Below are 24,381 nucleotides of genomic sequence, written 5' to 3' on the forward strand. Positions count from 1 at the left end.
AAGCACAGATTCAAACACTCACCCTGAGCAATACAAAAAACCGCTATTAATAGCGGTTTTTTATTTTTCTGTCGCGCTGTGATGCTTTTACAAAAATGCGCTATTCCTTTGCCAAAGGAGGGGCGATATCGCTGCCACCAAGAGCTTGATAAAGCGTCGCTTGGGCGGTGAGTTGGTTGTAACGATTCTCGAGTAAAGCCGCCTCGGCGCTGCGACGATTCTCTTGGGCATCAATCCAATTCTGAATACCGATAGCGCCATTGCGGTACTGGCTCTCATAAATGGCTTCAACGGCCGCCGCTGCGCTAAATTGCTGTGCCAACTTCTCCCCTTGATAACGATATTGCTGCTTAGCCGAAATCGCGTTATCGACATCCTCAAAGGCGGAATAAAGCGTCTTGCGATAATTCACCACTGCGGTTTGATAATCGATATCGGCAATGTCATTATTAATTTGCATTTGATTCCACTGCAAAAAGGGCAAGACTAGCCCTGCGCCTAAACTGCCAACGGGATTGCGTAACAACTCTTTTAACTCAGAGGTCGACTCCCCAACACCGCCGGTTAAACTCAGGCTTGGGAAATAACTCGCATAGGTCGCATCTTTACTCGCCAAGGCGGAGCGCAGTTGATACAAGGAGGCCTTCACATCTGGCCGTCTCACTAATAAATCTGCGGGTACACCCACGCTAACGTCCGGCACTGCTACGTCGGGGAGTTGCTTAATCTCAACCCAAGTTCCCCCTGAAGCTAAACTCTGCACTGGATCAGCGGCTGGCGCTTGATTGAGTAATATCGCGAGGGCGTTTTTAGCCACAGTTAATTGTTGAATAAGCTGGCTATGGGCTGCCTCTTGTCCCGCCATACTGCGCTGAGCTTCGAGCACATTCACTTGCGTCACGGCCCCAGAATCATACTGCCTTTGGGTTAATGCCAGCGTTTGCTGACTGTACTCGATACTCTTTTGGCTTAAATCAATCCGTTGATTTAAATAACCTATCTGCCAATACAAGGATGCAGTGGTCGCCACTAGGCTTTGGGTGGTACTTTCCCTATCTTCGGCGCTCGCCAGCGCCGCCCATTGAGCTTGGTCGATATTGGCCGACACTTTGCCCCACAAATCCACCTCATAACTCACGGACAATTTTGCTTGATAACTCTTAGTCGCATCGCCACCCTCAAGTGGCTGATTACGGGAAGCGTCAAGGTTTGCCGATAACTGTGGGTATAGATCATCCCGCGTTAGCCCTGCCTGCAAGCGTGCTTTAAGCAGCGTTAAGGTCGCCAGGGTTAAGTCATTGTTAGTGATCAACACTTGGCTGACCAGCTTATCGAGCTCGGGCTGATGAAACTGCTGCCACCAAGGGTCGACTTTTACTTGCTCGTTCACTGTGGTGTGTTGCCACTGTTCTGGAATTGCCAATGCAGGCGGTTCAAAGTCTGAACGCATAACACTGCCGCAGCCACTCAGTAGTGCTATGCACAGAGCTGATCCCAAAGCCGTGCAAACAGCAATAGCACAGCTACGAGGCGAAAATGGTCGATTAAATAGTTTATTATTCATGGTGTTATTACTCTCTGGCTAGTGCGTCAACGGGATCTAACTGCGCCGCATTGCGGGCGGGTAAGAAACCAAATAGCACACCAATTAAGGTCGAGCAGGCAAAGGCAGCAACGATGGAGGTGGTAGAATAAATCATTTGGAAACTGCCCCCCGTTTGAGCAAACACCACGCCAATTAAGTAGGACAAGGCGATGCCTAAGGTGCCACCACACAAACACACTAAAATGGCTTCGATAAGGAACTGGCGCAAAATATCGTTCTGGCGCGCACCCACGGCCATACGAACACCGATTTCACGGGTTCGCTCAGTCACAGACACTAACATAATGTTCATCACCCCAATTCCGCCAACGACAAGGGAAATCACCGCGATAGCCGAGATTAGTAAGGTCATGGTCGCAGTGGTTTTTTCGATGTTCTGCCTAATGGTATCGGTATTGATAGTGAAGAAATCTTGCGTGCCGTGGCGCATTTTAAGCAGCGCGATAATGCCCTGCTCCGCCGCGTTACTCGGCACAGTTTCATCGAGTCGAACTGTAATACCATCCAAATAATTTTTACCCACCATACGGCCAGAAACTGTGGTGTAAGGCACCCATACATTAAGCGCATCGCTGTTACCAAAAGCACTTTCTTTGGGTTGAGTCACACCTATGATACGTACGGGTAAATCTCCAAGGAAAATCACTTGCCCTATCGCCGAGTTATTGTCGGCAGCGCTGTTAGGGAAAAGCTCCTTACGGGTGTTGTCATCAATCACCGCATCTTGGGCGAGCGATGCGACACTGGCATCATCCCAAAATTGGCCCTGCGCTAACTCGTACCCTCTTACACGGAAAAACTCAGGTCCCACACCATTCACCGATGCCGATACCGCTTTATTACCAAAACGAACCGTTGCAGTAGAGCCAATGCTTGGCGTCACGCTATCAACATAGGGCAGATTTTTAAGGGCATTGGCGTCCGTTGCGGTTAAGGTGCGCACCCGCGCCGAGCGTCGATCGCCAAAACCTGAACCGGGGCGAATATCAATCGTGTTGGTTCCCATCGAACTGATACTTTTGAGGATGGCCTGCTGCGAGCCTTCACCTAAGGCCACCACAGAAACCACAGAGGCGATACCGATAATAATCCCGAGCATAGTCAAGAAGGTACGTAACCTGTGGGTCGACATCGCCACCAGCGCCATTTTAAGCGCTTCGACATATCTGTCCCACGAAGCCACCCGCGCACGCGAGCTGTCTTTTGCTGCCACTGCACCGCTAGGATTTTGTGGCGCCATATTTTGTAACGTTGAGCTTTGCGACGTCGAAGTTTGTGACGTCGAGCTTTGTGGCTTAGCCGTTTGTTTATCCTGACTGCGCTCATCGCTGATGATCACGCCGTCTTTGATTTCGATAATGCGGTCGGCATATTGGGCCACGTGCATATCATGGGTCACGATAATGATGGTATGACCGTCGCTGTGAAGCTCCTGCAACAACTGCATCATTTCTTCGCCGCTGTGACTATCCAGCGCACCCGTCGGCTCATCGGCAAGGATCACATCGCCGCCATTCATCAAAGCGCGCGCCACACTGACCCGCTGCTGCTGTCCGCCACTGAGCTGATTGGGTTTATGGTCAAGCCTGTCGCCAAGGCCTAAACGCGTTAACAAATGCTCGGCTCTGTCTTTACGAACCGTGCGTTCTTTACCCGCATACACAGCAGGCACTTCGACGTTGCCTATGGCGGTCAAATCGCCCAGTAAATGATAACGCTGAAAGATAAAACCAAAGTGCTCGCGGCGCAGCTGTGCTAACTCATCAACGTCCATAGTCGAGGTATCTTGGCCGTTGATAAAATACGCGCCCTTTGACGGCTTATCTAAACAACCAAGAATGTTCATTAGGGTCGATTTACCCGAGCCAGAAGCACCAACTATCGCCACCATCTCGCCACGGCCAATCGACAAGTTCACATCTTTCAGCACAGTGAGTTGCTGCTCACCCGCCTGAAAAGTGCGATAACAACCTGAAATTTCAAGTAATGCCGTTGTCACTGTTAAAACCTCACGCTAGGTGGGCGACGTAATTTACTGCTGCCATCATCGGAAGACGGCATGCCAAGCACAACCTGATCGCCTTCCTTCAAACCCGCGGTGATTTCAGCATTGATTTTGTTGTTAATCCCCACAGTGACATCCACATATTGCACTTGGTTATCAACTAATACAGGCACTTGATATTGCGGGCCGCTGCGGGCTTTACGCTCGACAGGCTTAGCCTCTGGCGCCGCGGATTTCTCCCTCGGCTTTATACGCAATATCTGCGCAGGCACTAATAGCGCATCATCGGCCTTAGCTAACACTATAGACACCTGCGCCGTCATGCCGATACGCAAGGTGCGGTCAGGGTTTTCTACATCAAACAGACCATGGTAATAAATGGCGTCTGAGTCGCTAGAGCTCATATTGCTATCGTCGCCATCCATCGAAATCGGCCCAGGTTCAATCGCCCTCAAAACGCCGCGGTAGGGATGATTCGGTTTTCCAAGAACCGTGAAATACACGGCTTGACCCGGATGGACATTGACAACATCCGCTTCGGAAATCTGCGCTTTAACTGTCATGGTATCCAGCTGCGCCATTTCAACTATGGTCGGTGTCGTTTGATTGGCGTTAACGGTTTGCCCCACTTCCACCGCGGAATACACCACAGTGCCATCCATCGGCGCGGTAATTTTGGTATAACCTAAATCGATTCTGGCACTGTCGACGTTAATCTCAGCCTGTTGTTTTTGCGCTTCTAATTGCTCAAGCTCGGCTTGATAAACCGTTAGATTAGCATCGGCCACTTCATAATCGGCGCGAGAACTGGCCTTATCGACAAGCATTTGCTGCTGGCGGCTAAATTCCAATTTAGCTTGGCGGATCTGCGCCTGTTTAGCACGGAACTGAGCATTGATACTTTTGAGTGATGCGAGGGCATCCTTCAAATTATTCTGCTGCGCTAGGCTATCAATCTGAGCAATCAAATCGCCTTTCTTTACTTCATCACCCAGTGCCAGCGGCAAACTTAAGATTTGCCCCGATACCTGTGCGCCCACACTCACCAGTTTGGATGCCTGCAACATGCCATTGGCCAGCACTGAGTTTTCGATATCGCCACGGCGCACCGCTTCAGTCACATAGGTAGGTGCCGTTTCAGGCTTATGCCACATAAAATAAGCACCGCCACTCAGGAGGATTAAGCCGCTTAACGCGAGCAGCAATTTACGCTTTGAGGATTTTTTCATCGGTATTGTCGTGTCCATCAATGCTAAAGACAGCAAGCATTCATCTTGCTAAGGAACTGAAATTGTTCCAACAGTATATAGAGTTAGCCAAAGACAGTAGACGAAGGAAGTGTCGTTAACAGGTAAAGATTTGCAAATATCTGTGTAGAAATTGACAAGGAAAGCACGATTGAGTGGTGCTTAGACTGCCATGCCAATTTAGTGCGTTATCAAATCGTCAGGTGATAAATTGTTGGGGTCTACATTCTATGACTGTGCCACTTGTGGTAGTTCAGCCATTCAAACGAATCTAGATACAGACTTCATTTGATTCTGTTTCAAGAAAAAAATCAACGTCGTGGAGCTTCACCCCACACTTGCAGTGTGCTATCTCTCAGCGGCGGGCGTAAACCTAACTTAGTGCAAATTCAGAGTAATATTTTGGTAAAATTGATTACTTCAAACAATATCATGCGTGGCTACTTATTTGAATTTCATAGATTCATTATGGGATTCGTAAGAGACAATTATCATCAAGGATCCTATTTGATTACAGTAAGACTTGTTACTCCATATTATCATAGGATATTGTCATCACTAGACGTAAAAGCTCTGCTACGGGTTCAAATAGGCTCTCTGGAATCACGTCTCCTGCCTCAACGTGTTTAAATAAGGCGCGGGCCAATGGAATGTTCTCGACAATTGGCACCCCAGCTTTCTCAGCTAATGCCACTATGTGTAAGGCCATGTGATCTTCTGCTTTTTCAAGCACTTTAGGCAACGGCGTCTCACCTTCACTATAATACAAACACACGGCAATGTGGGTTGGATTACGCACAACCACTGTGGCTTTGCGAACGTTACTGGCAAGACTACCAGACGCCACTTCTCGCTGGGTTTCGCGGCGTTTTTGTTTCATTTCGGGGTTACCTTCAGAATCTTTGTATTCTTGCTTGGTGTCATCTTTAGACATTTTGAGTTCTTTCATTAGGCTATAGCGTTGAAATGCATAATCAGCGATCCCAAATATTAAGTAACATCCTAAAAAGCTGCCCCAGAGCCAAGTGATCATGGTCGAAATCACACTGATACCGCAGGCTTCTCCGCATAAAGGCAAGTATTGAAAGGCGTTAACGTAACGATGGAGCAGATAGTAAAACACTAAACTCAGCACTGTGACTTTAACGAGATTTTTAGCGAGCTCAAACAGACTTTTCAGTGAAATAAGTTGCTTAGCATTATTCATGACATTGAGTTTATCCATGCTCGGCATTATAGACTCAGCCGCCCAAACGGGACCTGTTTGGACTAAGTTCCCCACCACTATGGTAAACATGAGTACTAATGTCAGCCCACCTAAAAAACGTAATGCCAGCATGGCGAAGGTACCAACGATTTGCTCGGCCGCAGTTTCAAGGGGAAGATTGATGGCGTGAATGGTTAAGTCGATTAACGCCATAATGGCTTGGACGAGTGCAGGCCCTTCGTAGAGAAAGTACCCGAGAATGATCGCCATCTGTAACCCTGTGACAATTTCAGCACTTTTAATGACCTGACCGCGATTTCTCGCTTCTCGTAAACGTTTTTCTGTGGGTTTTTCTGTTTTCTCGGCCATAGGTCATATCCACCAGGGGCACTAGTGCCCTGCTAAGAGTCCAAACAAAATATCTACGTGCTGCTCTACCCCAGAAATGGTCTGCAGGTAATGGGACAAAGCAAACTGTAAGCTGTAGATCAATAAAAGTAAGACCAAAGCGCTTTTAATGGGCATAGACAAAAAGAAGACGTTTAACTGCTGCGCCGAGCGGTTTACTAGCCCTAAGGCTACATCGACTAAGATCATAATCACCATGGCGGGCATGGCAAAACTGAGACATAGTTGGCACATCAATTGCCACTCATGGGCTATAAACACCATCAAGGGCTGGCTTAGCGTTAAATTAAATCCTGGGGGTAATTGTTGATATGACTGATAAAGTGCAGTTAGCAGAAAATTAAAACCACCCGAGACTAAAAACAGCACAGTAAGAACTTGAGTAAACAGCATGCCATAAATCGATGATTGCAGTCCCATCAATGGGTTAAGTACAGTCGACATGGATGCCCCCCGCATTGTGTCAATTACAAATCCCGCCATATCTATGGCCCAAAAGGGAATGGCGGCACAGAAACCGAGTAACATGCCTACAATAATTTCTTTGCCAAATAGGCTGATGAGCATCCAAGTGTCGGCCTGCTGCAGTATCGGCTGCATTTCATCCATTGCCAGCACAGTAGGTAAAGCAAACATTAAAATCAGACTATTACGGATTAATGCGCTCCCCATTGCCCCCCCTTTAAATAAGGGTAATAGCAGCATCATGCCTAAAGGGCGCATCATACAGAGTGCCAACACCGGAAGTTGTGCTGTTAATAGGTTGGGTAGCAGAGTTGTCATCACTACCCCCCCATTTGGCTAATTTGATCGAAAGCCATGCTGGCGTAATTCAACAGTGAACTACCCATCCAGTGATAACAGACCACAAGTGTCACGCACACGGCGATGAGTTTGATCAGAAACTGCAATGTTTGATCTTGGATTTGGGTCAGGGCTTGAATAAGGCTAACCAAAACTCCGACAACTGAGGCCACGATAACAACAGGTAGCGACAGCAGTAACACCATCCACAGTAGTTCAGAGGTGAAATGTACTATGATAGTTTCACTCATGAGAATGACATCATTAGTTGACTGATCAGTTTTTCCCATCCACCCATCAAGATAAAAATCAACAATTTGAACGGTAGGGCTATCGTCATGGGGGACACCATCATCATGCCCATTGCCAGTAAAATATTGGAGACGATAAGGTCAATTGCGACAAAGGGAAGATAAATGAGTAAACCTATCTTAAATGCCTCTATGAGCTGACTCATAGTAAAGGCTGGCACCATCACTAACAGTGAGTCTTTGGTCAGCACTTGTTGGTATTTTTCGGGCCAGACCTTATGGCCAATATTGGCGAAAAATTCAATCTGAGTATTGCTGGTATTTTTTTCGAGAAATGCGCGGTAGGGTGCTATGGCTTCAGTGTTGATTTGCTCAAATACATTGGGTGCATCGAACACTATAGGAGTGGCTTTTAGATTGTCATTGATTGCCATCCCCACGGGTGCCATGGTGAACAGAGTGAGAATTAATGCGAGGCCGTAAATTGCCATATTGGGTGGGATCTGCTGGATCCCTAAGGCGTTACGTAACATAGAGAACACAATTGCCAATTTCAAGAATGAAGTGCCCATCACGGCGAACAGCGGCAGCAGTGACAAGCAAAACAACATAATGATCAATTGGATTGGATGGTCGAGTAAGGTCATGGAAACCTCCTTTGTGGCTAGGGTTCCATCATGGCGCGCTTTGTGATTGACCTGTATCAGGTGAAGACCTTAGCTAACTAAAAACCGCTGACATATCCGTAAAAGCAACACCATTCCCCTTATACTAGAGCCTCGATTTGTGCGAGTAATCCCGACTCTCCACGCAGGAGATTAATACTTGCCAGAGTTTGGTACAGCTCTTGACCGTACTGATGACTGAACCGTCCTAAACGCACTTGATTATTCAGCGTAACCTCCAGCGTTAACTTATCACCCGTCATCATAGCGCCGAGCTTAGCCAGAGGTAGACTCACTCGACCAATATCGGCGATCAAAGGGGGCTGAATAGCGTCCATCTTAGGCAATAAAGACACAATTTCGAGTTGTGCTTGAGGACCATCAATAGGGGTGATGAACTTGATCTTAGCCAACGGTCCGTCCGCCCATAACAGCGCTTCCCCCTGCTCGATTTGCACATCACCATCGAGCCATAACCCCCCGCCTATTTCGGGTAAGTCAGGTGTAGACGTTATTTGGGGCACAAAACCGGCCACTAAACTCAAACTAACATCCACCGTTTTACCAGAGAATGCTGACCATGACTCAACTTGGCTCTGCCAGTCCTCTTGCGGCCAATCAACTAAGACACAAGCCAATTGACCAGCACTCTCCACGTCGCCCTGTTCCAATTGCGTAGTTTGAAGCGTTAGCACGGGATAAATATCTGGCACCAATCCAAATGGCTTAGGGACTTCTTCAAGGCAATCGACCAACCATTCACCCGCTACATCAAATGCCGCCGCACTAACACAGGGCAATAAATCACAAGCAATCTCAGCCGAGGAAGTTACACCAGTCACTGCGGTTACCCACAGTTGCCAATCCTGTTTAGAACACCACAGACCAGATCCTGATGGAGCATTGCGTCTTTGCCAGAATACTCCATCGCCCCCGATACGCGTCAGTTCGATTTGGCAAGCTTGCTGTGCTAGGCCACGGCCTATAACTTGGCTAGCATTGATCAGTTTATTGATGTTCATTCATCTACCTCGTCACTGCTGTGTTGGTTGGCATAAGATCTAAATGAATAGCAAAGCGTCGCCCTTGTAGTTGCTCGCTGAGTTGAGGTAAGAGTCTTGCGAGCAGTTCCGATTGACGCGCTGTCTTAGGAAACAACTGCAATTGAATTCCTCGTGGTTGGTAACAGGCTTGGATCACTAATCCCATCATAGGGCCATTGAGCAAGCGATAGCATAGTTGCTCACCTTGCCGGATGACTTCGGCCGCTCCTTGTCGGTACACACCACCATCGCGGCTGAGTAGTGCCTTAGCGGTAAGCCGATCTTTGGTAGATATAGTGTTGTCATCTTCCTGTTGACCGCAGAAATAACGGTTAAACAAGCGACGCATTTCTGGATCCGACTCTTGTCTGGCTTCGACACTGGGGAAAGATATTTTCGATGTTCGCACTATCGCCATAGGATTATTCATCGACAACCTCCTGCAGTTTTTGTTGGGATTTAACTAACTGAAGAATCGCCTGCTGCATATGCACCATAGTGGACTCCAACTGCTCTTTTTCTATTACCAACATCTCAGCAGTTTCGGCTAATGTCCTTTCTTTTTGGTATTCTTTCATTAAGGTCAATTTAAAAGTGATTAGCTCAGTTGGAGTTAATATTTGTTCTGGCATCTGCTGCAGACGCAGCCGATTAGTTTGCGCTTGCCACTCGAGATTGATGAGGATTTGCCTGTCAAGTAGCTCCCTGAATTTTTGTCTATGTAGGGCTAGCTCTCGGCGCAATTTAGCTTCTTTGTCACTACGAATTGCGAGTAATCGCTGTAATAATTGCTCGTCTTTCGCTGTAAGTTGGGATGGGTTCATTATTGAGTTCCTCCCATTAATGGCTTAAAAGCAATAATTTCAATTTTTGTAGTGTCTCTTCATAGGGACTGAATTCATTGACTGATTGACACAAAAACTGCTGAATATCCTGATGGCGAGCCACTGCTTCATCGGTTTCTTGATCTTCGCCTTGCACGTATTCACCCACTCGGATGAGTAATTGAACCTCTTGATACAATGCCAGTAACTGGCGCATCTTGGCGGCATTACACCGCTGCTCAGGGCTAACAATCTGATCCATTACCCTGCTGACACTGGCATTGATATCAATTGCAGGGTAATGGCCCGCTCCAGCGAGTCGACGTGATAGCACTATGTGTCCATCAAGTAAGGAACGAACTTCATCGGCGATAGGTTCATTCATATCATCCCCTTCAACCAGTACGGTATATATGCCAGTGATACTACCTTTGGCAGCGGGGCCAGCTCGTTCGACTAAGGCCGATAAATTGACAAAGACACTTGGAGGATAACCGCTAGACACTGGGCTCTCGCCAGCCGCCAACGCAATTTCCCTCGCACTGCGGGCAAATCGGGTCAGTGAATCCACCATCAACAGCACATTCTTACCTTGATCGCGAAAGTACTCAGCAATAGTCGTTGCCGTTAGTGTGGCTTTCATTCGCTCAAGCGGAGGACGATCCGATGTAGCAACCACCATCACAGTGCGTGCTCTTGCCTCTGGCGTGAGGTTATATTCGATAAACTCACGGACTTCACGACCACGCTCGCCGACTAAGGTTAGTACAATCACATCCGCTTGGCAGTGCGCGGCGATCATGCCAAGTAAGGTACTCTTTCCCCCTCCTGCTGCGGCAAAAATACCAATCCTTTGGCCGATGCCACAGGCGAGGGCGCTGTCAATAGCGCGGATCCCCATGGGCATGACAGTATCAATAAGTTGTCGTGATAATGGATTAGGTGCAGAACCTTGGTTAGGCCTTAATGACGTTGCAGTCAGTCCATAGCCATCCATAGGAGCACCAAGGCCATCGACCACTCGACCAAGCAAGCCTTGACCTAAGGGGACTTGATGCCCATGGCCTAAGGTTTCAACTAATTCTCCACTGCATAGTCCCGCCGTAACGTCGAAGGGCGATAACAGGGCTTCATCGCCTTTTACCGCAACGACTTCGGCGCTGAGGCGATTACCAATGAGACAAAGCTCTCCTTGATGTGCACCGGGCAAAGTTGCACGCACGAGTGTGGCCCCCACTTCTTGAACTTTGCCGAAATAGCGAACCGATGGAACAGGCAACAAACTCTGAGTGGCGAATAAACTAGGTTCGAGTTGTGCATAAAGTGTTTCTTTACTGGGTAATTTCATCTATCGCCTCCATTAGCTTGCCAGTGCGGCATCGAGTACCTCACCCACTAAGTCCACTTGGCCTATGACTTTTATTTCTGCATCGTCGCCTAATTCCTGAAACGACAAAACGGGTGTGCTAAATAACTCGCGTTCTACGATTTTTCGCAGGTAACGACGCACATCGAGCGAGGTCAACAGTACACAGGTTTGTTCCGGTGGCAGCTGTTCTTGAATGCAGGTTAATATTTGCTGAGTTTGTGCCATGTCCAAGGCCGAATAAGAGCCAGCAGTCGATTGTCGTATCGATTCACGGATCACATTTTCAATTCCTTCTCCAACCATGAGCACAGCGATCCAACCTTGTGGGGTAGCAAACTTGCGGCGAATATGACGGCGAAGCGCAATCCGTACATACTCAGTTAACATGATGATGTCTTTCTCCTTTGGCACCCATTCGACTAAGGTTTCAAAAATAGTTCGTAAATCGCGCACCGAAATCCCCTCTTCAACTAAGCGTTGTAGGATCTCGGCGACCTTTCCTACTGACAAGAGGCGTTGAAGTTCCTTGACGAGCTCACCGTAACGAGCCTCCATAGCATCCATTAAATACCGGGTTTCTTGTACACCAATAAACTCCCCTGCATAGCGGTCGATCACTTTACCCATCACATAAGCGGGAATTTGCTCATCACGACAAACAGCTAAACCTTGGGCTTCCGCCTGTTCAAGCGCATTACCTTTGATCCAATGCAATCTTTGATTACTAAAAGGAATGGACTCGACACGGCATGGAATCGTTGCGATGGAGTCAATCAAAAGGGCTTCCTGTGGTACTAGCTGCAATTGCAATACAGATTCTTGGTACAAGAGCACATCACAACAACCTAGGCTGCCTTTCTTCGCTATTTGTAATTGGATTTCCGGTAATGGCACGCCTAATTGTTCAAACCATTGCCAACGCAGTTTTTGCAGAGCCTCTTTAACCCCATGGATAGGCACATCGGCTCCAAGATATAAAATCAGTGGTACAGCCCCTGGTGCCATATTGTCGACATTGGCCGTGTCACTTTTGCCTGCTTCAGTGAAATGGCTCTCCTCTCCTTGAGCACTTGCTCGTTTTTGCTGACGCTTCAACCACAATGAAGCCCCTAAAACGACCGAACCGAGTGTGCCGAAGACTAAAATTGGGAAGCCAGGGATTAAAGCAAAGATGAACATGACTATCCCGGCCATTTGCAATGATGCAGGTTGACGCCCTACTTGCATCACTAATTCGTTGGCTAAATTCTGTCTCTGCTCTCCAGGAACTCGGGTCACAATTAAGCCTGCAGTGACTGAAATCAGTAACGAAGGTATTTGGGCTATCAAACCATCCCCGACAGACAAGACTGCATAGGTATTTAATGCTTCGGCAGCCGACATATTGTGCTGCATGACACCGACAGCGATACCACCAATGATATTAGTTAAAATGACAATAATACTGGCTATGGCATCGCCTTTTACAAACTTCATCGCGCCGTCCATCGCGCCATAAAGCTGACTTTCTTTCTGAACTTGTGCCCGTTGACGCTTTGCCTCTTTAGCGTCAATGATGCCAGCACGCATGTCACCATCGATACTCATTTGCTTACCAGGCATACCATCGAGGGAAAAACGTGCACTCACTTCCGCCACCCGCTCAGACCCCTTAGTGATAACGATAAACTGCACTATGGTGATGATGGCAAAGATAATAATTCCGACCGCTAAGTTGCCGCCGACCACGAAGTTACCGAAGGTGTATACAATATCTCCAGCATCATGCTGCAGCAAAATTAAACGACTGGTACTGATAGTAAGTGCCAGACGATATAAGGTTGTGATCAATAGTAGGGATGGAAATACTGAGAACTCTAAAGGGTCACGGATGTATATGGCGATCATCAATAACACTATGGACAAGCCAAGGTTTAAGGCAATTAATACGTCGATCAAAGGTGTCGGTAGAGGCAAGATCATCATAAATACAGCTACCATTAACATGGCACTTAAGATGATATCGTGACGCCCTGCGGCTTTACTTAACCAACGACTGATGAGGTTCATCATTGACCTCCTATGAGCATACGATTTAGGAATTTTTGTTGCAGTTGGTACAAGTGGTACCAATCATGACCCTGGTGTGTCGATGGACAGAGGCAACTGATCATTAAACGGTTTTTGACGATGAACAATCGCTGAACTCTGCCCGCAAAAGCTTCTGGATGCCAACGTGATAAATAAGGTTTGAGATCACGTGCGGGAGTGTTAAGCAACCAAGTCGTCATCAATAATCGTCCTTGATGGCACTCGAGTAACACTCCGTGTGAAGGCCAATGGCATTCAATGCGTTCCTCAAGCTTCACAGGCCAGCGATTCACTAACCGAAAAAATTGTTCGAGGTTGCGCATTAGTAGTAAATCCATATCGCTTCTCCAGCATTAACTCTCGGTCTTATCATCTCCCAGACAATAAAAAGCGGGTATCAGGTGAACACCTGAATACCCGCAAGTACTAAGTCAACAGCGATTCAACCACTATGGATTATCGAGAAGAGTTCTCCATCAATAAGGCCGCATCGATTTCTTCCATACATTGCTGTAATTGTGCTGGTACTATGTCAAGTTCAGCAACCCATTTCATAGCCCGCTCGACTGTTTTCTCCCTGTCTATTGCTTGATTAATTTCTATTTCGTGACTTTTATCATTGGCATATTGTTGCATGCTCTGAACAAAGATCGCCTGCTGTGCATCACTATCGAGGCCGACTAATTGCGGCAGTAAATGTGCTTTTAGCGCGGCTTGGTGTTGTTCAAGCCCCAATACATCCGCCATCGATTTGGGGATTTCTGGGGTGCCTGATACGCTGTGGGCAATTGTCTTAATTATTGAAGTTTGAGATACGGGAGTATGACCCAATTGCGCGAACGCTTGCTCAATTCGTTTTTCTGTCATTTCAGCCTCGGCCGCGCGGGCAGTATCGGCCATGCCTAAAAAATTAGCCCCTTGCAATGTCGACACCACAGCCTTGGAAAAATAGGCGCCTGCCATTAATCCTCCCAGTCCAAGCCCCACAGCTGCCACTATTCCAACGCCACCAGTCCCTAAGGTAAACAATGCCGCCGCGATCGCTCCCGCCGATACCACAGAGGCAACCACAAGTGTCGTCACCACAGCAAAGACTTTGGCTCCCGTTGAAGCATGTTTCCACCAATTAACGATATCTGTGAGTGCACGCTTAACTGCACCGACTTTACCTACTTCAAAACAATCACGGGAGACTGTACCAACATCTTGCAGGGCCTGCCGCTGTAGCATATAACCAGCGATGGCCTCGCCACGAGCACTAAGTCCGCCTTCTGCCTGCATGCCTTTAATTAAAGCATTCACCATAACTTCACTGCTACGATACGCACGCATGTTATTGGCAAGCTGACGTTCTGACCAAGTTTGCAGGACGCCGCCAACTAAGCCGACGACAGGTGTAGCCATCCCTGCGCCAGGAAACATCATCCCAAATACACCGCTTACTAAAGGCCCACCTATGCCTGTATTAGCAGCCCCTTTCGCCCCACCCGCAATATACGGCGCTAACTGTGCCATGTGTAATAACGCAATCATTTGCGGTGTCATAGCGAAATTCGTTTTATCCGGCAGCTCTTCTCTCTTACCTTGCAGAATATCGTGCACTTGGTTTTGTACCGTCCCGGTTTGCCACACTGTGGTGACAGTGTTAACCAGTTCCATTCCAAAAGTCCCTGGGTTGGCCAAAATAATATTGTAGGCTTGAGTTAAATTGCCTGCGAGCTCACGTGCCTCGATCGGATGTGCCATCGACCAATTATGCAGGTCGCCCAGTGCAGCCATCATGTTTTGAGGCGAGGTTAAAACTGACACATTTGCTACGCTAGCTTTCGAGTCTTTAACACTTGATGCTAAAGCGAGATAAGCCTCCGCGACACTGCTCATGTTATTTTTGGCCAACTGTCTAGATAAAATAAGTTCTTCTAAACTTGGACGATATTGGGAAGACCAATTGCCGACAAACTTTTGCACTAACCAACTTTGCCATGCATGCCCACTCGCCATCCCCCCCTGATCTGGATAGCCGCCATTATTTTTTGCTGCAATTGTGGCCTTTTTCAGCTGTAACAAACCATGTTGGTAGGCATCATCGAGATCTTCAATAGAGCGATTAACTTCGGCTAACTGGCGAGTCACAGTGTGAAAAGCTCGCAGTTCAGGGGAACTTGCCTCAGGTTCGGCTAAAGTGAGTACTAGCCCTTCACCATATAACTGCTGTAAATGTGCGGTCAATTTTTCCAGTTTAGCCGATAAAAGATGCTGCTCTTGAGTTAAGGCGCGCACTTTTTCATTATTAGTTTGTAATTCAGGAAGATGGCTAAGAAAATAACTTAAATTGACCTCGGCACGTTCAGCATTTGTTTCCCTCCTAACTTGCGCGAGTTGCTGGGTTAACGCTGACAATTTAGCGACATTATTTCCCGCTATCACTAGCACATCTTGTGCACTCTGCAGTCGATTGAGTCGCTCAACTAAAGTTCGGGTCGCATCTTGATCCGCACTAATTTGCACTAGCTCTTGGGTTAGCTGATTGCGCACCGTCTCAGAGGGAACAGCCGACAGCAACTCGGTCACGGCTCGGTGATAATCATTACACAAGGCAAGACGTTCGGTCAGAAAACTGTGATAACGAGCTTGATCTTGCTCAATCTGTGAGACTAGTTGCAGGTTGTTAACATCATCAAACAACGAAATATCTTGCGAATTATTTGGGCTAAAGCTGATGGAGCTCACTCCCTCGAACCAATTAAGATGATGCTGAGTTTGTAGAACTTGCTGCGCTAAACTTGCCACTTGAGGTGTTAAAGTATAGCTATCGAGCTCATTTCTTAGTGTCTGCTCAAGGTCGAGATCATCAAAGTTAACAGGCTCATCGAACTGTAAACGACTGCCTTTCTCGACATATTCTTGTCCGCCAAGATACAGTAATGTTGCGGTGAGATCTTCGAAATGAACCTCTTCCCCAGAAGGGTTGATAGCCTTATACAATATAGTACTGAGTTGGGTTCCAGCCTGTTTCACTGCAGCTAAATGATCTTCGATTTTCACTTGCTTGCCGACAGCGATTAGCGCTTGTTCGCTAAGATTACTGGCCCGAGTAAGGCAGTCGGCCAGTAAGGTTTGTGCTTGTTCTAGCTGGATTAGATGTTGCTCGGCTTCAGCCTGTTGCGCTTCAAATGGAGTCTTAAATGACGAACTCATGGCTAGAGGTTCTTGTATAGGGTTTAGCACAAACTGGTTAATAAGTAATACTAAGCTTTTGATCTCTGGCATTATTTTTTTTTGCCCTGAGACTTCGCTGATGTTCTCCTCATTGAGCATAGAAACTAAGCTTGCCGCTATATATTCAACTCTCTCTGTCTGACTGAGTTCATTTTGCATTAAAGGGGAAAACAGTTGATAACTACTCACTAAAGTATCCGCTGTCAGTTTGTTTTGTAGTGCATAGGGAAGCTGGGCATGAAACTCAGATAAGGCTAGGCGCATCGGGGTCGATACTAATAAGGCTTGCTCAAATGTCTGCATCGCCGTAGTTAACACATCATATTGCGATAATCCCAGATTGACTTCGGCCAGTAGCGGCGACAGAACACTGCTCTGCTCCACCGACAAATTAGCTTTCAATTCAGCGACTAGGGTTAAAGCCTGCTTAATTTGCACTAGCCCAAATTTAACATGATCACGCATTGCAGTCAGTTCATCGCTGCTAATCAAGGGATCTCGACTCTGATTTAAATTCTGTATACATGTCGCTAGCTGAGTGTCGCTAAGTACTTGATTATAATTTTTAATAGCTTGTTGTAAGGTTTTAATGGGTTCAGGTTCTGAATACACCCAAGACGCCAGCCAAGTTTGAGTGGTCGGCATAGTTAATTTTTGAGGTACTGGTGTAGTTAACAACTGCTTAAGGCATTGATTCTGTGTGTGTAAAATATCCTGTGGCGTAATAAGCTGCTGGCTTAAAATATGGAAAGCCGTTCCCCTGATGTCTTTATCGACGGATATAGGTTCTGCTGAAGGTTTAAGCACTGATGGGCTGAGTGTTTGCTTCTCCGACGATTTAGACTCAATCCCGCTCTGGGAAGGTAAAGCAAGAACTTTTAGCGTATCTTCATTAGTCTCGCATATGTTTAAAGGAGGGAGCGGCATAAATGCTTCACACCGCTCGGTGAGTTGCTCGATCGTGCGCCGAGTTAATGGAGTATGACCGGACAAATCGACAGCATCTACCATATCCAGTGCAATATCATGACCAAATCTTACCGCCAATGCCTGCAAGAACACACCCAACACTTGCTTATTATCGAGTGACAAGCCATTGACATAATCTTGGACCGCTTGGGTATTTTTGAGTAAAGGAATATGGCTCAGCATGCTAAGTAATTTTTCTTTAAAGCCTTCTTTGGCAACTATAATCGTCGGTATACCCTCGGGGGTATCGACTAAGGAAAGACGGCCGTCAAGCTTAGCCGCATGACTAAATGCACTGATATCTAAGGCCATATTATTGCCCCCCCACACTAAGATTTATGGTATTTATTGATGAGGTTGCCCCAGTCATTTCGGTTTCAACATGGCTCTGCAGAGCTTGATACGTGTCGACTAAGTCACCGAGAAATTCGCTGAGCAGGGGGGAACTGGCTGGCATAGGAATAAATGTTAAATATAACAAAGCATCGGACTGAGGCTCATAGCAGATGCAGCCCTTACCTTGTTCGGCAAGTTTGAGATTCAATTGCAAACAAGCTTGCCAATAGTGGTTTTCAGTCAGCTGCGGCTTCTGAGCGAGCATGCAATAAAAGGTCCATTGCGCATCGCCGTAACGTATAGAGATCATTAATTTTTGATCTAGCATTAGCAGACATTGTCCATTAGCATCAAACACTAATGGTAAGCCGAGTGCTTGGCCGAGCTGAGCTAATAATTGGTCATGTACATTCATCTAGCGTCCCCTCAATTGGTGAAAGTGTGACCTTGATGAAAGTTTGTCCTGAGTCAGGAGGAATGAATATCAGGTGTACACCTGAGACTAATCGAGTTCTAACTTAAATACCTGTTGTATTACGGGTCAGTCTCGAGTCTTATGCGGCAAAAAAAATCTCGCAGGTCAATCAAGCAACCATGCGTCAGCGAATGGACAGTATAGGTATTCCACATGGTCTGAATGTAGATCTTTCCTGTAATATCATCACAGTTGCCTGAGTTCTGCGTTACGCTAACATTAGCAGATGCTCATTATTCCTGATCACACCAGTCATCGAGTAAGCCCAACATGGCCTCTTCAATATGTTCTTTCTGTTCTGGATCGCGAAAACATGCCAGAGGAATAATACTCAGCAGTTCCCGCCAGCGCCGCAGAAATCCCAATCGTCTTGCGGGCATTAAAGGTAATAATCGTATTTGTTCATCTATCCATTGGGGATACACCCAAGCTTGTTCTGTCAGTTGTAACGTGACTTTTAACACTTGTTCACCATCAAGCTGAGTCGCACGGGCGAGCATATAGCAATGTTCCTCTATCGTAAGAAAAATAAGCAATCGACGTAAGTCATCTACCGCTGCAGCTATTTTGACCATGTTTCTCCCGCTGTGCTGATCGCTCAGAGGTTCAGATAGTGCTCTAAGCAACACACGGATCCGCTTACGGCGGTCAGGAAGATGCTGAAGTAATTCAAACCATTTGGCTAGGCCGGCATCGCCTCGAACCGCTTGTTGATAAAGTTGTTGCAAGGCTTGCAGACCAGCATGATCGAGTGCAACGCCTTCAAGGGCGGCAAATAATGCTATTTCAGCTCCTTCTTGCGAGAGTAATTCTGTCAGTAATTTGCGTAGCTTATTATGGGCGGATTGACCTAATTTTCCTGACATGACTAGCGCCATCATTAATAGCATCATGTTACCGCTGTCTAAACCCAATTGTTTAAGTTGCGAAAGGATCTCATCACCATCGCCTAAGCTCGCAAACTGTTCGGCCAGTTTATTGACTGTGCTTGCTTGCGTGTCTCCCAGTTGTTGCAGTAACTGCTCGAGTGCTGTAAATCGGGGATCAGTTGGCTCTTTACCTGAGGTTAACTTTTTCAAATGGCTGCTTAATCCGAGACTTAATCCTTCCATGGTCTCTTCCAATGCTTCAGAACGCACTTCCGCTAATTCTGCGGCCGCCATGTCTGTTACATTGTTTGCCGGAAACACTTGTCCATGGGTTTCGTTAACACTCGCTGTGTTATGAAAATCCACTGCGTTGGCACCATCGATACGCACCATAATAAGCTCCTTAGCCAACGCCCTTTAATGGTTCGGGGACAAACGCCGCCAGTAATTGCTGTAAGTGTTCATTAAGATCAATTTTAGCTGTCATAGTCGAAGAACTTAATTCGGCCTGCCCAGAGACTAACTCCGCTGATACTTGCACTGTCATACGGCCATCGAATGCCTTGGCTAGCGCGGCAAAATCATCATTTGAAACCAGCAGTGTTAAGGCACCTTGCCCTACTCGTTCACAGACTTGATCGGATAACCGTTTGATTAGAAATGCAGACAACTCATGTTCTTGCATCCAAGTCGTCAGCACTTTTTTAATTTGCTCGGCAATATTGGCATGTAATTTATCGGTAAGCGATTGAATTAACTGGGCTTCGTTATAATGCCAGCTAATGGCCTCATCGATGGCCACAGCTTTAGCTTGCTGTTGCCACTGTGCGCTAAGCGCTTGGGCATCCTGTTGTGCTTGCTCTAGTATCTGCTCACTACGAGTTTGCGCGGCATCGCGTTGACGGCGGGCTTTTTTGAGTGCTTTGGCAATTCGCGTACGAACTAAGTGTTCCATATCCGCTAACTCACTCGCCCGATGTAACGCTGTGGCGCTGATCAAATGATGGCCTTCACGACGGAGCTCGCAAGGGCGTACCTCAATTAAAAATGGGTTCATAGTAGTCGCTCCAATCTCATTAACCAGCGAGGAATATCTAAGGAAATAGGTGCTAGGGAGTCCGCTTTACATGGCAATGTTGCTTGCACAGGTAAGGTCAAGGCTAATGCCCGCCAGAACGGTTTGTTTCCCCATAATTGTCCTATCAGGTTAATAGCGCAGGTCTGGGCTACGCCAACTAACTCTGTCGCAGTCACTTCGTCTCGATAGGCATATGTTGTAAGTTGGGGCCTCTGGGGCCACAAATTCCAAATTTGTTGAATTTGTGCGTGGCTTAACTCTTGATGCAAGGCATCACGATATTCACGTAATGACACATAATCAGGGCGGTTGAGGAGAAAGAGCCCCAACGCCGTCACTATGGCACTGAGTTTATGCCGGCAGGCTAACAGGTTAGCCTCGAGCTCATTAAATTCCTTTGGTAAATCTTGACCTGCCAAACCATAACGGGAAACCACAACTGCTTCGATTCGCTGCGCTAATCGGGTACCCGCTTGATACTGTGCCTGCCAAAGAGTTAATTGTAATTCTTGCCACCAGCTCGGATGCATAGTCGCAACAGGTTGCCAAACGAGACGATTGAAGGCCAATAATGCTGGTGATACAACTCGATTTAACTTATTTTGGCCAGTAGCTTCGACCCGTATTAGTGGTTGATTAGGGGTCAAGTCCTCCATAGTTCCTCCAGAAACAACAATTGTTATGGTTACTTACGTCTCATCCACCACATACCGCCTATGCTGAGTAGCATTATTCCAGATAAGCTGATCACTAATGGTAACTTGTACGCTTCGACCTGGGCTAAAAATTGAGATGAACTACTGCTAGTGGGCTGGGTAATTGCTTGATAGCGATAACTCGCAGCTTGCAAAAAGACACTGATATTATCGTAACTCAGTCCTGGAACGGCATTCTGCACTAAGCTCTTAATCTGATTTTCCGTATTTGTTAAGTTAGCCTGAGGTGAATATTTAATGTATACGGAGGCCGACTTAGTCTGTGCAATCTGACGCCCTGAGTCGGGTGCTGGTTCAGCAATAGACACCCTAGCGCTAATCACCCCATCCATACTCGACAAGGTACGCTCAAGTTGTTGCTCTTTTAGATAACCCATTTTCGCTTCCTCTTGGGCGGGTGAAGTCACTAACTGACCCGAAGGGAACAAATCCTCGATATTGGCATAATGAGGTTTAGGAAAGCCATTTTGCCTCAGTAATTCAACGGCATTGATAAATTGATCTTTATCTATTTTTAAGGACACATTACCTGATTTTTGATCCGCTTCAGCACTGGCATCTATGTGATTAAGCATCAACAGGGCGACCATTTGATTCGCTTCATCTTGTGGAAGATCTCGATAGAGATCGACTTTGCATCCAGTCAATGCGAAGACGAGCAACAATATTGACCATTTAGAATATTTCATTGCATATTCACCAATTTGTTTATGGATTGGGAGACGGCGCCCGCAGTCTTTGCCGCCAAATCGACCTCAACGATGGCTTTACCCATCAAGAGCTGTCCGCCTAACATGGCCTCTGGAGAGGGTGAGTGGCCGACTCCGTGACTTTCAGCACTCTGTATCACACCTTGTAATGAACCCGAAGCCTGTGGCTGAGTTGCTATGTTAACCGCCTGACTTATATCCGATCCCCCTAATTGCATTAATTGTGAAAACTGGCTTGCTAAGTTAGGGTCTGCTTCTGTAGTTTTGCTGGCTTGCTGGGTGACTTTAGCAAGCTGACTTAGGCTATGAATTTCCATTGGAACCTCCACGTAACATCTGTGAAATAATTTCACTCCGCCCAGCTGTTGGGCCTGAACCTGAAAATAAAAACCTTAATCCTTGGGCTGCTTCAGTCTGACAAGAAGCTAATTCCCTTAATGCTTTAGTATTTTCATTTAAACCAAAGTAAATAAGGCTGGCACAAATATGTCTGTCTTCATCATCGCTAATCAGTTGAGGAAAAATGGCTAGCAAAGCATAGGCTTGCGATGTTAGACCATGGTTTGAGGCGGCAATGGCAGCCTCTACTAACAGTTGTTTATCGGCACTGGTTAACATAATTTATCCTTGCAATCGAAGGGGGTTAAATCTTAGAAATGATCCCTTGGATCATGTCTTTAATCGCTTTTATCATGGCACTCTCATAGCCGACAAAGTTAGAGTATTGCTGCATGGCAAATTGGGCTTTGATCATCTTGTCGGGATCGGTCAAATCGCCTGCAGACATCTTGGCCTGTACCTCTTGAGCTGAGCGCGTCGATAGCTGAGACAATTGATTAACTATGGCACTTAAGTCCATGGGACCTCCTTATACAAAGGTTGCACGCAGTACGGTTGGGCTGCATAAATAACGTTTCTTAAACGATTCGGTAAAATGTGCGTGATTACTAAAACCACTATCTAAGGCAATATCGGCGACTTTTTTCTCAGTCACCATAAGTTGCTGACGGGCATAACTTAAGCGCCGTTCTAACAACCATTGCTTTGCCGATACACCATAGTTTTTATAAAACAAGAAATTGAGTCGGCGTACTTCAATGCCTAAATTTTCGGCAAAGCGTGTGACTGGCCAAGGTTGCATAAAATTGCCCTCAAGATAGCTCAGCATCTTGTCGTTATGGGCTAAGAAGTAACGCATTAAACCGGAAAAGTAACGGTTATCCATGCCAAGACAGTACATAAAAATAAACTTAATCAATAAATTATGATTACCTTTCAACTGTTCTATGACATTGCTTAACTCATCAAATACAGGGAGTATTTTTGTTGATTCAGGTTGAAATCGATTCATCTCAGCACTCGGGCCAATCAGATCGGCAATTTCGTGAAATAATGCGTGTAGCTCACCTGGATAACAAAAGATGCTCATCCAATTGTCACGACTCAAAGCAGAAGCTGTTGCCTCCTCAGTGGTTACAACTAACTGATTACTGCCGACCGCTAGATTTTCACCCTGATAGTGGATTTTCCCTGGCTGTCGAAACAAAATTATTTGTATTGCACTCATATGGATTAACCCTTACTGCAAACTATGATTCATTGTGAAACGCGAGCGGATAGGTTGACATCAGGTGTTAACCTGAGATCTGAATTCGCTTAAATGCAGCTGCGTCAACAACGACTTATGAGAAACTAACCCGTGGGATAAGAATCGAAGGAACGACTGAAAAAGAAAACGATTGATACACTAGCCAGCATCCTTGCTGACGGTCCGTAATGACTCAGACTAAGCCACTGCGTAATGCATTAAGATCTTGACCCCGTTGAACTTGTTTATGAATTAGCAGGAGGTCATACACTTTATGGTCAATTTGTGCAGAACTGAAACTATGGCCCTCTTTTCCGTATAACCCCTTTTTTTCAATATGTTTATCGACGACCCGATTCATTTTCTCGGTCAAACAATGGAGTGTTTTTAAGACTAATCTATCTCTAACTGCGGTCATTATTGCGGGATCTACGTGTTCTACTCGATCGAGATGTACTCTATCGACTAGGACCCTTGCAGCGCTCTCAAGGGCACTCTTGCCTGCACCGTGTCTATCGATTTCGAGCATAGTAGCGATATCAGCCAGTACCTGTTTGTTCACCTTAGGACTCGCAAGATAACTGCCATGCTGGATCAATTTGTCTAACTTTAGGGCTGCATAGCATAAGATGTGCTGCTTAGCGGCATCTTGCTTATCAGCTTGCGTTCCCAGGGCATTAAACGCGGATTTACATGCTTTTGCCACCACAGTATCCCCGTCTCTGCTAAGCCATAGTGCATCAGATAATTGCGTAATGTGTTGGTCTTTAATCGCTTGTCTTTGAGTTATCGCTTGATCTGGCGATAACCGAATTGCTTGCCTTGCGTTCTCTGAGGGAGAAAAACGGCCTAACCCAGTCGCTATGCTAGCGTTAAAGGCGTTACTGCTTAACATATTGTCTCCTCGCTATATTGTTTAAGG

The 24,381-nt window shown here is 46.5% G+C and carries 24 protein-coding genes; all 24 read right to left on the reverse strand.

Features of this window, described 5'->3' with window-relative positions; translation table 11 throughout:
- Window positions 1-100 precede the first annotated feature (100 nt).
- Window positions 101-1,564, reverse strand: a complete 1,464-nt coding sequence (locus KO537_RS21545; RefSeq protein ID WP_173246784.1) for an efflux transporter outer membrane subunit — start codon at window positions 1,562-1,564, stop codon at window positions 101-103.
- 7 nt (window positions 1,565-1,571) lie between these two features.
- The gene (locus KO537_RS21550; protein WP_173246787.1) at window positions 1,572-3,605 is read right to left on the reverse strand and encodes a MacB family efflux pump subunit; all 2,034 of its coding nucleotides are present in this window, start codon (window positions 3,603-3,605) and stop codon (window positions 1,572-1,574) included.
- 2 nt (window positions 3,606-3,607) lie between these two features.
- Window positions 3,608-4,840: an efflux RND transporter periplasmic adaptor subunit gene (locus tag KO537_RS21555; RefSeq protein WP_219235755.1), complete on the reverse strand. Its 1,233-nt coding sequence runs from the start codon at window positions 4,838-4,840 to the stop codon at window positions 3,608-3,610.
- 544 nt (window positions 4,841-5,384) lie between these two features.
- Complete coding sequence (locus tag KO537_RS21560) at window positions 5,385-6,434, reverse strand: EscU/YscU/HrcU family type III secretion system export apparatus switch protein (protein ID WP_219235757.1); 1,050 nt, start codon at window positions 6,432-6,434, stop codon at window positions 5,385-5,387.
- 21 nt (window positions 6,435-6,455) lie between these two features.
- Window positions 6,456-7,256 carry a type III secretion system export apparatus subunit SctT gene (gene sctT / locus KO537_RS21565; protein ID WP_028761721.1) on the reverse strand — a complete coding sequence of 267 codons (801 nt, stop codon included), beginning with the start codon at window positions 7,254-7,256 and terminating at the stop codon, window positions 6,456-6,458.
- A 2-nt stretch (window positions 7,257-7,258) separates the two neighbouring features.
- Entirely contained in the window at window positions 7,259-7,528 is a 270-nt protein-coding gene (sctS, locus tag KO537_RS21570) for a type III secretion system export apparatus subunit SctS (RefSeq protein ID WP_012197161.1), read from the reverse strand.
- Window positions 7,525-8,175: a type III secretion system export apparatus subunit SctR gene (gene sctR / locus KO537_RS21575; RefSeq protein WP_012197160.1), complete on the reverse strand. Its 651-nt coding sequence runs from the start codon at window positions 8,173-8,175 to the stop codon at window positions 7,525-7,527. The genes sctS and sctR overlap by 4 nt, the downstream gene beginning before the upstream one ends.
- A 119-nt stretch (window positions 8,176-8,294) precedes the next feature.
- On the reverse strand, window positions 8,295-9,215 hold the full coding sequence (locus KO537_RS21580; RefSeq protein WP_219235759.1) for a hypothetical protein: 921 nt from the start codon (window positions 9,213-9,215) through the stop codon (window positions 8,295-8,297).
- 4 nt (window positions 9,216-9,219) lie between these two features.
- Window positions 9,220-9,666: a hypothetical protein gene (locus tag KO537_RS21585; protein ID WP_131525059.1), complete on the reverse strand. Its 447-nt coding sequence runs from the start codon at window positions 9,664-9,666 to the stop codon at window positions 9,220-9,222.
- Complete coding sequence (locus KO537_RS21590; RefSeq protein ID WP_219235760.1) at window positions 9,659-10,060, reverse strand: hypothetical protein; 402 nt, start codon at window positions 10,058-10,060, stop codon at window positions 9,659-9,661. The genes KO537_RS21585 and KO537_RS21590 overlap by 8 nt, the downstream gene beginning before the upstream one ends.
- Window positions 10,061-10,076: 16 nt before the next feature.
- A complete protein-coding gene (locus KO537_RS21595; RefSeq protein WP_012197156.1) occupies window positions 10,077-11,408 on the reverse strand; it encodes an EscN/YscN/HrcN family type III secretion system ATPase in 1,332 nt (443 codons plus the stop codon).
- A 12-nt stretch (window positions 11,409-11,420) separates the two neighbouring features.
- Window positions 11,421-13,481 carry an EscV/YscV/HrcV family type III secretion system export apparatus protein gene (locus KO537_RS21600; RefSeq protein WP_269319663.1) on the reverse strand — a complete coding sequence of 687 codons (2,061 nt, stop codon included), beginning with the start codon at window positions 13,479-13,481 and terminating at the stop codon, window positions 11,421-11,423.
- Window positions 13,478-13,837, reverse strand: a complete 360-nt coding sequence (locus tag KO537_RS21605) for a type III secretion apparatus (protein WP_219235762.1) — start codon at window positions 13,835-13,837, stop codon at window positions 13,478-13,480. The genes KO537_RS21600 and KO537_RS21605 overlap by 4 nt, the downstream gene beginning before the upstream one ends.
- 118 nt (window positions 13,838-13,955) lie before the next feature.
- Entirely contained in the window at window positions 13,956-17,999 is a 4,044-nt protein-coding gene (locus KO537_RS21610) for a type III secretion system effector BopA family protein (RefSeq protein ID WP_219235764.1), read from the reverse strand.
- A gap of 1 nt (window position 18,000) precedes the next feature.
- Complete coding sequence (gene sicP / locus KO537_RS21615; RefSeq protein WP_219235765.1) at window positions 18,001-18,438, reverse strand: chaperone SicP; 438 nt, start codon at window positions 18,436-18,438, stop codon at window positions 18,001-18,003.
- A 293-nt stretch (window positions 18,439-18,731) separates the two neighbouring features.
- A complete protein-coding gene (locus KO537_RS21620) occupies window positions 18,732-19,760 on the reverse strand; it encodes a TyeA family type III secretion system gatekeeper subunit (protein WP_028761714.1) in 1,029 nt (342 codons plus the stop codon).
- 10 nt (window positions 19,761-19,770) lie between these two features.
- On the reverse strand, window positions 19,771-20,424 hold the full coding sequence (locus KO537_RS21625; RefSeq protein WP_012197150.1) for a type III secretion protein: 654 nt from the start codon (window positions 20,422-20,424) through the stop codon (window positions 19,771-19,773).
- Window positions 20,421-21,101: a type III secretion system domain-containing protein gene (locus KO537_RS21630; protein ID WP_219235767.1), complete on the reverse strand. Its 681-nt coding sequence runs from the start codon at window positions 21,099-21,101 to the stop codon at window positions 20,421-20,423. Before KO537_RS21630 ends, KO537_RS21625 begins: the two co-directional genes overlap by 4 nt.
- 29 nt (window positions 21,102-21,130) lie before the next feature.
- Window positions 21,131-21,850, reverse strand: a complete 720-nt coding sequence (gene sctJ / locus KO537_RS21635; protein ID WP_173246808.1) for a type III secretion inner membrane ring lipoprotein SctJ — start codon at window positions 21,848-21,850, stop codon at window positions 21,131-21,133.
- Entirely contained in the window at window positions 21,847-22,188 is a 342-nt protein-coding gene (gene sctI / locus KO537_RS21640; RefSeq protein WP_131525054.1) for a type III secretion system inner rod subunit SctI, read from the reverse strand. The genes sctJ and sctI overlap by 4 nt, the downstream gene beginning before the upstream one ends.
- A complete protein-coding gene (locus KO537_RS21645; RefSeq protein ID WP_012197146.1) occupies window positions 22,175-22,489 on the reverse strand; it encodes an EscG/YscG/SsaH family type III secretion system needle protein co-chaperone in 315 nt (104 codons plus the stop codon). The genes sctI and KO537_RS21645 overlap by 14 nt, the downstream gene beginning before the upstream one ends.
- A gap of 25 nt (window positions 22,490-22,514) precedes the next feature.
- The gene (gene sctF / locus KO537_RS21650) at window positions 22,515-22,730 is read right to left on the reverse strand and encodes a type III secretion system needle filament subunit SctF (protein ID WP_012197145.1); all 216 of its coding nucleotides are present in this window, start codon (window positions 22,728-22,730) and stop codon (window positions 22,515-22,517) included.
- 9 nt (window positions 22,731-22,739) lie between these two features.
- Complete coding sequence (locus KO537_RS21655) at window positions 22,740-23,438, reverse strand: helix-turn-helix domain-containing protein (protein ID WP_173246811.1); 699 nt, start codon at window positions 23,436-23,438, stop codon at window positions 22,740-22,742.
- A 214-nt stretch (window positions 23,439-23,652) separates the two neighbouring features.
- Window positions 23,653-24,354 (reverse strand): hypothetical protein, encoded by a 702-nt coding sequence (locus KO537_RS21660; protein WP_173246814.1) that lies wholly within the window; start codon window positions 24,352-24,354, stop codon window positions 23,653-23,655.
- Window positions 24,355-24,381: the final 27 nt, after the last annotated feature.

This window comes from Shewanella sp. NKUCC01_JLK, from assembly GCF_019345615.1.
Taxonomy (GTDB): domain Bacteria; phylum Pseudomonadota; class Gammaproteobacteria; order Enterobacterales; family Shewanellaceae; genus Shewanella; species Shewanella oncorhynchi.

Bases quoted from the DNA above. Each gene is read 5' to 3' on its own strand.
- KO537_RS21580 (WP_219235759.1), bottom strand. From the start codon at position 9,215: ATGAACATCAATAAACTGATCAATGCTAGCCAAGTTATAGGCCGTGGC.
- sctR (WP_012197160.1), bottom strand. From the start codon at position 8,175: ATGACCTTACTCGACCATCCAATCCAATTGATCATTATGTTGTTTTGC.
- sctS (WP_012197161.1), bottom strand. From the start codon at position 7,528: ATGAGTGAAACTATCATAGTACATTTCACCTCTGAACTACTGTGGATG.
- KO537_RS21630 (WP_219235767.1), bottom strand. From the start codon at position 21,101: ATGGAGGACTTGACCCCTAATCAACCACTAATACGGGTCGAAGCTACT.
- KO537_RS21655 (WP_173246811.1), bottom strand. From the start codon at position 23,438: ATGAGTGCAATACAAATAATTTTGTTTCGACAGCCAGGGAAAATCCAC.
- KO537_RS21545 (WP_173246784.1), bottom strand. From the start codon at position 1,564: ATGAATAATAAACTATTTAATCGACCATTTTCGCCTCGTAGCTGTGCT.
- KO537_RS21585 (WP_131525059.1), bottom strand. From the start codon at position 9,666: ATGAATAATCCTATGGCGATAGTGCGAACATCGAAAATATCTTTCCCC.
- KO537_RS21610 (WP_219235764.1), bottom strand. From the start codon at position 17,999: ATGGCCTTAGATATCAGTGCATTTAGTCATGCGGCTAAGCTTGACGGC.
- KO537_RS21560 (WP_219235757.1), bottom strand. From the start codon at position 6,434: ATGGCCGAGAAAACAGAAAAACCCACAGAAAAACGTTTACGAGAAGCG.
- KO537_RS21645 (WP_012197146.1), bottom strand. From the start codon at position 22,489: ATGTTAACCAGTGCCGATAAACAACTGTTAGTAGAGGCTGCCATTGCC.
- KO537_RS21590 (WP_219235760.1), bottom strand. From the start codon at position 10,060: ATGAACCCATCCCAACTTACAGCGAAAGACGAGCAATTATTACAGCGA.
- KO537_RS21600 (WP_269319663.1), bottom strand. From the start codon at position 13,481: ATGATGAACCTCATCAGTCGTTGGTTAAGTAAAGCCGCAGGGCGTCAC.
- sicP (WP_219235765.1), bottom strand. From the start codon at position 18,438: ATGAATGTACATGACCAATTATTAGCTCAGCTCGGCCAAGCACTCGGC.
- KO537_RS21625 (WP_012197150.1), bottom strand. From the start codon at position 20,424: ATGAACCCATTTTTAATTGAGGTACGCCCTTGCGAGCTCCGTCGTGAA.
- sctF (WP_012197145.1), bottom strand. From the start codon at position 22,730: ATGGACTTAAGTGCCATAGTTAATCAATTGTCTCAGCTATCGACGCGC.
- KO537_RS21555 (WP_219235755.1), bottom strand. From the start codon at position 4,840: ATGAAAAAATCCTCAAAGCGTAAATTGCTGCTCGCGTTAAGCGGCTTA.
- sctI (WP_131525054.1), bottom strand. From the start codon at position 22,188: ATGGAAATTCATAGCCTAAGTCAGCTTGCTAAAGTCACCCAGCAAGCC.
- sctT (WP_028761721.1), bottom strand. From the start codon at position 7,256: ATGACAACTCTGCTACCCAACCTATTAACAGCACAACTTCCGGTGTTG.
- KO537_RS21620 (WP_028761714.1), bottom strand. From the start codon at position 19,760: ATGGTGCGTATCGATGGTGCCAACGCAGTGGATTTTCATAACACAGCG.
- KO537_RS21660 (WP_173246814.1), bottom strand. From the start codon at position 24,354: ATGTTAAGCAGTAACGCCTTTAACGCTAGCATAGCGACTGGGTTAGGC.
- sctJ (WP_173246808.1), bottom strand. From the start codon at position 21,850: ATGAAATATTCTAAATGGTCAATATTGTTGCTCGTCTTCGCATTGACT.
- KO537_RS21605 (WP_219235762.1), bottom strand. From the start codon at position 13,837: ATGGATTTACTACTAATGCGCAACCTCGAACAATTTTTTCGGTTAGTG.
- KO537_RS21595 (WP_012197156.1), bottom strand. From the start codon at position 11,408: ATGAAATTACCCAGTAAAGAAACACTTTATGCACAACTCGAACCTAGT.